Genomic DNA, 9,662 nt, shown 5'->3' with positions numbered 1-9,662 from the left:
CTCGCCGCCTGGGCCAGCGCCACCAACGCCGACCAACGCCAAGTCGACTGGAGATTCACCACCGCCGACGCCCGCATCAAACTCCGACACCTATACCCGGTGCTTTAGGAGCGACACCCTACTAGGTCGTGGGCGCAGCCGCTCCGGGGCGGTGAGAAGGTGTGAGCCCGGTCTCTTTGGATCGTTCCCACAAGCCACCAGTCGGATCTCCCCTTCCGCCCGTGGAGCATCACTGGCAAGGTGCCCCGTGCCCCGGCATGTCCAGGGTGGCACCGACCAAGAAAGGGCGCACACGTGCTCATTGGAGTGACGCGGGAGACGAAGCCGGGTGAGACCCGGGTGGCGGCGACGCCGACGACGGTCAAGCAGCTGATCGGGCTGGGGTACGACGTCGTGGTGGAGCGCGGCGCGGGGGAGCGGTCGAGCTTCTCCGATGAGGCCTACGCCGAGGCAGGGGCCGGCCTGGGATCGGCCTCGGAGGTGTGGGCGGCCGATGTGGTGTTCCGTGTCAACGGCCCCACGCTGGCGGAGGTCGGCCTGATCCGGGACGGCTCCACGCTGGTCTCGCTGCTGGCGCCCGCGCTCAACCCCGAGCTGGTCGACGCGCTTGCCACCAGGCCGATCACGGTGCTGGCGATGGACGCGGTGCCGCGGATCTCGCGCGCCCAGTCGCTGGACGTGCTGTCGTCGATGGCGAATATCGCCGGCTACCGTGCGGTGATCGAGGCCGCGCACGAGTTCGGCCGGTTCTTCACCGGCCAGGTGACCGCGGCGGGCAAGGTGCCGCCGGCCAAGGTGCTCATCGCCGGTGCCGGCGTGGCCGGCCTGGCCGCGATCGGCGCCGCCTCGTCGCTGGGGGCGATCGTCCGGGCCACCGACCCTCGCCCGGAGGTCGCCGACCAGGTGAGGTCGCTGGGTGGGGAGTACCTCCCGGTGGTGGTGCCCGAGGAGGAGCAGGAGGTCTCGGCCGACGGCTACGCCAAGGCCACCAGCGCGCAGTACGACGCCGCCGCGGCTCGCCTCTATTCGGAGCAGGCGGCCGAGGTGGACCTCATCGTCACCACCGCCCTCATCCCCGGCCGGCCGGCACCGCGGCTGATCACCGCCGCCGACGTGGCCTCGATGAAGCCCGGCAGCGTGATCGTGGACATGGCCGCCGCGCAGGGCGGCAACGTCGAGGGCTCGGTCGCCGATGAGAAGATCGTCACCGACAACGGCGTGACGATCATCGGCTACACCGACCTCGCCGGCCGGCTGCCCACCCAGGCGAGCCAGCTCTACGGCACCAACCTGGTCAACCTGGCCAAGCTCCTCACGCCGAGCAAGGACGGGCAATGGACGCTCGACCTGGACGACATCGTCCAGCGCGGCATTACGGTGGTCAAGGATGGCGAGAAGCTGTGGCCGCCGCCACCGGTCCAGGTCAGCGCTGCCCCCGCAGCGGCTGCTGCCGTCGTACCGGAGAAGAAGGAGCCGGCCACCAAGGCGGGTCTCAGCGCCACCGCGAAGCTCGGCCTCGCAGTGATCGGCCTGGCCGCCTTCTTCCTGGTCAACGCCACCGCGCCCGACCCGATCCCGCAGCACTTCACCGTGCTGATGCTCTCGGTGGTGGTCGGCTTCTACGTCATCGGCAATGTCGCGCACGCCCTGCACACCCCGCTGATGAGCGTCACCAACGCCATCTCGGGGATCATCGTGGTCGGCGCCTTCTTGCAGCTGGCGGTCGACGACAACGCGATCCGGGTGCTGGCGTTCGTCGCGGTGCTGCTCGCCTCCATCAACGTCTTCGGTGGCTTCGCGGTCACCCGTCGCATGCTCGCCATGTTCCAGAAGGGCTGACCCGATGACCTCGACCTCGATCGCCACCGCTGCCTATCTCGTCGCGGCGCTGCTCTTCATCCTCGCCCTGGCTGGCCTGTCCCGGCACGAGACCGCCAAGCGCGGCCTGGCCTGCGGCATCGCCGGCATGGTCGTCGCGATGCTCGCCACCTTCTGGCTGGTCGCCGACCTCGCGACCGACGACTCGCTCGTCGACAGCGGGGGTGGCCTGAGCATCGCGCTACTGCTCGTCGCGGTCGTCATCGGCGCCGCCATCGGGCTGTGGCGCGCCCGCGTCGTGGAGATGACCGGGATGCCCGAGCTGATCGCGCTGCTGCACTCCTTCGTGGGTCTGGCCGCGGTGCTGGTCGGCTGGAACGGCTACCTGGAGTACGACGACCTCAGCCGTGACAACGCACCGACGCTGCTCCACATCCACGACGCCGAGGTCTTCATCGGCGTCTTCATCGGCGCGGTGACCTTCACCGGCTCGATCATCGCCTTCCTCAAGCTGAGCGCCCGGATGAAGTCCGCACCGCTGATGCTGCCCGGCAAGAACTGGCTCAACATCGGCGCGCTGGTGCTCTTCGTACTGCTGACGATCTGGTTCGTCGCCGACCCGCACCTGTGGCTGCTGATCCTGGTCACCGTCTTGGCGCTGGCGCTCGGCCTGCACCTGGTCGCGAGCATCGGTGGTGGCGACATGCCGGTCGTGATCTCGATGCTCAACTCCTACTCCGGCTGGGCGGCGGCCGCGTCCGGGTTCCTGCTCGACAACGACCTGCTGATCGTCACCGGCGCGCTGGTCGGCTCCTCGGGTGCCTACCTGTCCTACATCATGTGCCAGGCGATGAACCGTTCCTTCATCTCCGTCATCGCCGGCGGCTTCGGCATCGAGGCGCCGGCCTCCGCCGGCGACACCGACTACGGCGAGCACCGCGAGATCGAAGCCGAGGGCGCCGCCGACCTGCTCGCGGGTGCGCGCAGCGTCGTCATCACGCCCGGCTACGGCATGGCGACCGCGCAGGCCCAGCACGCCGTCGCCGAGCTCACCCGCCAGCTGCGTGGTCGCGGCGTGGAGGTCCGCTTCGGCATCCACCCCGTCGCCGGCCGGCTGCCCGGTCACATGAACGTGCTGCTCGCCGAGGCCAAGGTGCCCTACGACATCGTGCTGGAGATGGACGAGATCAACGACGACCTCGCCGCCACCGACGTCGTACTCGTCATCGGGGCCAACGACACCGTCAACCCCGCCGCCGCGGAGGACCCCAGCTCGCCGATCGCCGGGATGCCGGTACTGCGGGTCTGGGAGGCACGAGACGTGATCGTCTTCAAGCGCTCCATGGCTACCGGGTACGCCGGCGTCCAGAACCCGCTCTTCTTCCGCGACAACACCCAGATGCTCTTCGGCGACGCCAAGCAGCGGGTCGAGGACATCCTCCAGGCACTCGCCCGCATCCCCGCCTGATCCCGAGACTTCCCGATGGGGCTCGTCCGGGTGGCGCGGAGCACGTAGGCTCGTGTGACAGCCGTCTCACCGAGGAGCCGCGGGATGCTGGACAGCGGCCGTGCTTGGACCGGGGGCGAGGACCCGAAAGACCTCGCCCGGACGCTGCACGCCGCCCACGAGGAGTTCGTCTCGACCGGCGTGCTGGAGCGGCGGGTCAGGCCGCTGGTCGCCAAGTCCTGGGTGCGGTCGATGAGCCGCGGCTTCGACCCGGAGCGCTCGCTCGCGCCCGTCGAGCTCGTCGACGACGACCTCGAGCGGCGCCGGGAGAGCCATCCGCTCGCGCCCGTCATGCCGGTGATCCGGCGGCTGCTGGTCGAGGACGCGGCCGACGCGGGGATGCTCGTCGCGGTCAGCGACGCACAGGGCCGGCTGCTGTGGGTGGAGGGCGCCGCCGCGCAGCGCCGCCAGGCCGAGGCCATCAACTTCACCGAGGGCGCCCGCTGGTCCGAGAGCGTCGCCGGCACCAACGCACCAGGCACCGCACTGGCGCTGGACCAGCCGGTGCAGATCTTCGCCTGGGAGCACCTCTCCCGCTCGGTGGCGCGGTGGAGCTGCAGCGCAGCGCCGATCCACGACCCCGACACCGGCGCGGTGCTCGGCGCCCTCGACGTGACCGGCGGCGACGACGTCGCCGCCCCGCAGGTGCTCGCCATGGTGCGCGCCACCTGCGCCGCCGTCGAGGCCGAGCTCTCGCTGCGCCGAGTCGACGGGGCGCGGGAGACCACCGGAGCGCTGCGGGCACTGGGCCGCCCGGCCGCGACGCTGCGCGGACCCTTCGGCACCCGCACCCTCTCGCTGCGGCACAGCGAGATCGTCACCCTGCTGGCCCTCCACCCCGAGGGCCTGACCGGCGATCAGTTGGGCCTCGCCCTCTACGAGCGGGACCCCGCACTGGTCTCGGTGCGCGCGGAGCTCTCCCGGCTGCGACCGCTGCTCGGCCTGGACGTGCGGGCCCGGCCCTACCGCCTCGCCACCCCGATGCGCAGCGACGTCGAGACGGTCCGCAGCCTGATCCGCTCCGGCCGGCTCGGCGACGCCGTCGACCGCTACCCCGGCCCGCTGCTGCCGACCTCGACCGCGCCTGGCATCGTCCGGCTGCGCGAGAGCCTCCACGAGGAGCTGCGCACCGCGCTGCTGCGCGGCGGCGACGTCGAGCCGCTGGCCAGGTTCGCCGGCAGCGAGCACGGCCTGCTCGACCTGCCGCTCTGGCAGGCCCTGGAGAGCCGCATCGGCAGCACCCCGCAAGGCGAGCAGGTACGACGCCACCTGACCTTCCTGGACCGCGAGCTGGAGAGTTGAGGGTAGCGGTCAGGACAGCAGGGCAGTGGAGTCGCAGTATTGACAGACGACCGTCGTGCCGCGCACGCCTGAGATCGGCGCTCCGCAGCTGGAGCACTTCGTTGACACCTTCGTCGAGCCACTGGGCGGCGGCGCACTCCTGCCGCCGCCGAACGCGGCTTTGAACTGGTTGAACGTGTCTCTCAGGCTCTCGGCCACCGCCTCGGTGCCAGGCAGGGCGCCTCGTGTTGACCGGCCGGGACTGACGTCGTTGCCCGTGACTACCCGGTTGATGGCGGACACCCACTCCCCGATCTCCCGTTTGCTCCCTGCCTGGAACCTGAACGTCTCCTCGTCGCTCTGGAAGTAGACCTCAAGCTGGGGCACGCGATTCGGGGCCTGGCCGAGGCGGGCCTGAGCCGTGTCCTCGAACACCTTGATCGATGACAGCGGGAAGTACGCGATTCCCTTCGCGTTCCCGAGGATGCCCTTGCCTACCCAGATCAGGTGGAGGTTCGTGAGGATCAGTTCGTCGGTGTAGACAGGCAGGCGGGAATCGCCGCGCTGGACGTGATCAGCCGTGAGGATCACGACCTCGTCGGGTTGCAGCCGGTACTTGGCCATGAATGCTCCTGTCGGGTGACGCTAGGCGAGGTCGCCGTCGTCGAACGGGTCTCCGCAGTCCGGGCAGAACTTGGGTGGGTTGCCCGGGTCGGGCGGAGTCCAGCCGCACTTGTCGCATCGGTATTGGGGCACGCCGGGCGGCTTCGATGCCCCGCATTCATGGCAGAACCTGCCTTCGTTGGTCGTGCCGCAGGATGTGCACGACCAACCGGCCGATGGTGGCTCGGCGCCAGGTGGTGTCGGGTCGTGAGGGGGTGTGCTCTTCCTCCCCAAGGCGTACAGGCTGCTGGTGTCCAGCCTGCCGCCGGCGGTATGGGCCATCCCGAGGCCCATCAGGCCGAGCATCGCGCCCGATTCGTTCGATGCGGCCGCTTCGAGAGCGCTTGCTTGGGCGCCGATCAGAGTCGCGGCGGCCATGGTCGGGTCACGGAGGACCGCGGTGCGCTGGAGGTCTTTGATCATCTGCTCATCCTCCGGGCTGGCGCTGACAGAGGACACGCCGCAGGCCACGATCTCCAGCCCCCGCGTCTCCCGCCACGTGGGCGAGAGGACCGCGTTGAGTGCCTCGGCCAGCTCGGCGGTGTGCCCCGGCAGCGCGGAGTAGCGTACGCCGGCTGCGGAGATGCGCGCGACGGCCGGCTGCAGCGCTCCGAGCAGCTCAGCCTTCAACTGCCCGTCGATCAGATCCCGGGTGTAAGCGACCGGGAAGTTTCCCGCAACGTTCATGTAGAACAGGATCGGGTCGCAGATCCGGTAGGAGTACTGACCGAAGAAGCGGATCGCGATGTCCATATCCAGGCCGATGTTCGCATCGACGACTCGGAACGGCACAGGGTTCGCTGTCCCGTAGGGATTGGCGAGGAGTTCCTTGGTGTTGAAGTAGTAGACACGAGTGTCCTTACCGGGCTGGCCGCCGAACTTGAAGCGCTCCCACGTCTTCTCGAGGGCTGCGCGCGCTCCCTCGGTGAACGTGCCGCCGCCCAACAGCGAGGGCTCGGTTCCGATGTCGAAGATGTACTCGCCCGGCTCCGTCGACACGTCGAGGATGCGCCCCTGCTCCACGATGATCATGCACTGTCCGTCGGCCACCGCGATCCTCGAACCGTTCGAGATGACGTTGTCGCTCCCTGGGACTGCCTGGCCGCGGGAGTTGACCCATTTCCGTCCCTTGACCGCCAGCGTCGCGGTCGGGAGCGCCTCGCAGTTGAAATACTCCAGCCATTGGTCGGCCAGCACGCCGTGCGCGGCGGCGTACGCGGAGCTGATCAGGCCCATGCTGCTACCCGCAGAACTCGAAGAGGGCCGGGTAGGACTCCTGCATGGCGGTGAGCGCGGTCGTGTAGTCGCTCATCGCGCTCATGTCGTTGGCGACGAAGACCTTCTCTAGGGCGTCACGTACGGCGGCGACGTCCTTGGAGGCACGCTCGGCCGCTGCCTTGAAGTCTTGGCTGGACGCGGTCTTGGCGATTTTGCGCAACGCGTCGACGATCGGATCCCACGCCGCGACTGCCGCGTCCGCGCTGGAGGTGTCCGTGCTGAGCGTGGCCAGCTTGGTCTCGGCCTCGAGGAACGCCGACTCGATCTTCAGGCAGGCGGAGATCGCCGCCTCGTCGCCGCCGGCCTTGTCTGCTGTCGCTGCCGCACTCGTCGTCGCCGCCTCTGGCGGGGAGCTCTCGGCCTGAGCAGGTGCGGAGGTGCTGGCGGTCGCGGAGGTGCTGGCGGTCGTGGAGGGGGTATCGGCGTCGTTGCCCCCGCCGTCCCCTGTTACCGCGCCGATGATTCCGAGGACGGCGACGGCGATCAGGATCCACCACCGCTTCATCTGGTACCAGCGGCGGCCGGCCTTGGGGTCGGGCGTGCCCCCTGCATGGAAACTCGGGTTGAGGGGAGGTGGGACCGGACCGCCGGCGTTGTAGGACATAGGAGTTCCTTCGATCGTCTAGACAGGGCTCGGGTGCGTTCGAGCGTCCCAATCTCGCCACTGTTGCTGAAGTCCAACAGACATTAGCGTAGGAGATCGGCAACGTCTTGGTTTCGTGCCGACTCCTCGCTCCTATCTCTCGCAGAGCGAGATCGACGAGCGCGCCCGTCGGCGCACGGCCTTCGGGGCGAGGATCAGGGCGCTGCGTCAAGAAGCGGGTTTGACCCAGGAGAAGCTGGCGCTGGCTGCCGGTCTCGACCGTCCGTTCCTGGTCCAGATCGAGGGCGGCAAGCGCAGCATGTTGGTCGAGCGCCTACCCGATCTGGCTCGAGCCCTCGGTGTCCCGGTCGCGGATCTGTTTCCCGCCGACCTGTGAGGGGCGAGCCGCGGCGCGCCCGGCGACCAAGCGGGTGTGACCTGGGTCGCAACGTTGCTGCAACCTGGCGGCTCCTAGGGTCCACCCAGAACCGGGCAACCGGGCCCGGACCGAAGGCCAACGGAGGCTGGAAAACGTGACTGTCTACGCGCAACCCGGGACCGACGGCAGCGTCGTCACCTACAAGTCCCGCTACGAGAACTGGATCGGTGGCGCGTGGGTGCCGCCGGTCAAGGGCCAGTACTTCGAGAACGTCTCGCCGGTCACCGGCAAGGTGTTCTGTGAGGTGGCCCGCTCCACCGCCGAGGACATCGAGTTCGCGCTCGACGCCGCGCACGCGGCCGCGCCAGCCTGGGGCAAGACGAGCGTTGCCGACCGGGCCAACATCCTCAACAAGATCGCAGACCGCATCGAGGCCAACCTGGAGATGCTCGCCGTCGGCGAGACCTGGGACAACGGCAAGCCGGTGCGCGAGACGCTGGCCGCCGACCTGCCGCTGGCGGTGGACCACTTCCGCTATTTCGCCGGTGCGATCCGCGCCCAGGAGGGCCACCTCTCGCAGATCGACGACGACACCGTCGCGTACCACTTCCACGAGCCGCTCGGCGTGGTCGGCCAGATCATCCCGTGGAACTTCCCGCTGCTGATGGCCGTCTGGAAGCTCGCCCCCGCGCTGGCGGCCGGCAACGCCGTCGTACTCAAGCCTGCCGAGCAGACCCCCGCGAGCATCATGCTGCTCGTCGAGCTGATCGCCGACCTGCTCCCGCCCGGCGTCGTCAACGTGGTCAACGGCTTCGGCGTCGAGGCCGGCAAGCCGCTGGCCTCCTCCAGCCGGATCCGCAAGATCGCCTTCACCGGCGAGACCACCACCGGCCGGCTGATCATGCAGTACGCCAGCCAGAACCTCATCCCGGTCACGCTGGAGCTCGGCGGCAAGAGCCCGAACATCTTCTTCGAGGACGTCCTGGACAAGGACGACGCCTTCCAGGACAAGGCGCTGGAGGGCTTCGCGCTGTTCGCCCTCAACCAGGGCGAGGTCTGCACCTGCCCGAGCCGGGCGCTGATCCAGAACAGCATCTACGACCCGTTCCTGTCCGCGGCCACCGACCGCACCAAGAAGATCGTGCAGGGCAACCCGCTCGACGTCGCCACCCAGATCGGCGCGCAGGCCAGCAACGACCAGCTCGAGAAGATCCTGTCCTATATCGACATCGGCCTGCAGGAGGGGGCCCGGGTCATCACCGGCGGTGAGCGGGTCGACCTCGGCGGCGACCTGTCCGGCGGCTACTACGTCGCCCCGACGATCTTCGAGGGCAACAACAAGATGCGGATCTTCCAGGAGGAGATCTTCGGCCCGGTCGTCTCGGTCACCGGCTTCGACGACTTCGACGACGCCATGTCGATCGCCAACGACACCCTCTACGGCCTCGGCGCCGGCGTCTGGTCGCGCGACGGCAACACCGCCTACCGGGCGGGCCGCGAGATCCAGGCCGGCCGGGTGTGGACCAACTGCTACCACGCCTACCCCGCCCACGCCGCCTTCGGCGGCTACAAGTCCTCCGGCATCGGTCGCGAGAACCACGCCATGATGCTCGACCACTACCAGCAGACCAAGAACCTGCTGGTGTCCTACTCGCCGAACGCGCTGGGCTTCTTCTAATGGGGGCGCTCTTCTGATGCCCGACCCACTCGAAGCGGGGGTGGCGGAGACGGTACGACGCGTCGACGTCACCCCCGCCGCGGCGGAGCTCATCCGCGAGCTGACCGCCCAGCACGGCCGGGTGATGTTCCACCAGTCCGGCGGCTGCTGTGACGGCTCCTCGCCGATGTGCTACCCGTACGGCGAGTTCCTCACCGGCGACGCCGACGTACACCTAGGTGACCTCGACGTCGGACTCGATCCAGAAGACGAGCGGAGTCCGGTGGAGGTGTGGATGTCGCGAGAGCAGTTCGGCTACTGGTCGCACACCCATCTGACCATCGACGTGGTCCCCGGCCGGGGCGCGGGGTTCTCCCTGGAGGGTCCGACCGGCAAACGCTTCCTGATCCGGTCGCGGCTGTTCACCGACGAGGAGTCGGCCCTGCTGGCCGGACAGAAGTTGTAACGGCTTGGTAAGAGATCGCTCCTGCCTAGG

General features: G+C 69.0%; 9 protein-coding genes. 6 read left to right on the top strand and 3 right to left on the bottom strand.

From position 1 onward, the window contains the following. Positions 1-294: 294 nt before the first annotated feature. The 3 genes from QM595_RS13040 (at position 295) to QM595_RS13030 (ending at position 4,627) form a co-directional block, all read left to right on the top strand. Positions 295-1,839: a Re/Si-specific NAD(P)(+) transhydrogenase subunit alpha gene (locus QM595_RS13040; RefSeq protein WP_415171993.1), complete on the top strand. Its 1,545-nt coding sequence runs from the start codon at positions 295-297 to the stop codon at positions 1,837-1,839. 4 nt (positions 1,840-1,843) lie between these two features. Beyond that, a complete protein-coding gene (gene pntB / locus QM595_RS13035) occupies positions 1,844-3,286 on the top strand; it encodes a Re/Si-specific NAD(P)(+) transhydrogenase subunit beta (RefSeq protein ID WP_415171992.1) in 1,443 nt (480 codons plus the stop codon). Between the two features lie 84 nt (positions 3,287-3,370). Then, positions 3,371-4,627 (top strand): GAF domain-containing protein, encoded by a 1,257-nt coding sequence (locus QM595_RS13030; RefSeq protein ID WP_415171991.1) that lies wholly within the window; start codon positions 3,371-3,373, stop codon positions 4,625-4,627. A 9-nt stretch (positions 4,628-4,636) separates the two neighbouring features. Here QM595_RS13030 and QM595_RS13025 read toward each other — a convergent pair whose 3' ends face one another. Genes QM595_RS13025 through QM595_RS13015 form a run of 3 tightly spaced genes read right to left on the bottom strand, consistent with a single transcriptional unit; the run spans position 4,637 to position 7,151 of the window. Next, a complete protein-coding gene (locus QM595_RS13025; protein ID WP_415171990.1) occupies positions 4,637-5,230 on the bottom strand; it encodes a hypothetical protein in 594 nt (197 codons plus the stop codon). 21 nt (positions 5,231-5,251) lie between these two features. Then, positions 5,252-6,505 (bottom strand): SPFH domain-containing protein, encoded by a 1,254-nt coding sequence (locus QM595_RS13020; protein ID WP_415171989.1) that lies wholly within the window; start codon positions 6,503-6,505, stop codon positions 5,252-5,254. A gap of 4 nt (positions 6,506-6,509) precedes the next feature. After that, entirely contained in the window at positions 6,510-7,151 is a 642-nt protein-coding gene (locus QM595_RS13015; protein ID WP_415171988.1) for a hypothetical protein, read from the bottom strand. 115 nt (positions 7,152-7,266) lie between these two features. Between QM595_RS13015 and QM595_RS13010 the strand changes: the two genes are divergently transcribed. The 3 genes from QM595_RS13010 (at position 7,267) to QM595_RS13000 (ending at position 9,632) form a co-directional block, all read left to right on the top strand. Next, the gene (locus QM595_RS13010; protein ID WP_415171987.1) at positions 7,267-7,527 is read left to right on the top strand and encodes a helix-turn-helix domain-containing protein; all 261 of its coding nucleotides are present in this window, start codon (positions 7,267-7,269) and stop codon (positions 7,525-7,527) included. A gap of 136 nt (positions 7,528-7,663) precedes the next feature. Further along, positions 7,664-9,187, top strand: a complete 1,524-nt coding sequence (gene adh / locus QM595_RS13005; RefSeq protein ID WP_415171986.1) for an aldehyde dehydrogenase — start codon at positions 7,664-7,666, stop codon at positions 9,185-9,187. Positions 9,188-9,203: 16 nt separating this feature from the next. Next, positions 9,204-9,632 carry a DUF779 domain-containing protein gene (locus tag QM595_RS13000; RefSeq protein WP_415171985.1) on the top strand — a complete coding sequence of 143 codons (429 nt, stop codon included), beginning with the start codon at positions 9,204-9,206 and terminating at the stop codon, positions 9,630-9,632. Positions 9,633-9,662 lie beyond the last annotated feature (30 nt).

The organism is Nocardioides sp. (assembly GCF_047607185.1).
Taxonomy (GTDB): Bacteria; Actinomycetota; Actinomycetes; order Propionibacteriales; family Nocardioidaceae; genus Nocardioides.
This window is presented reverse-complemented; position numbering and strand designations above follow the sequence as displayed.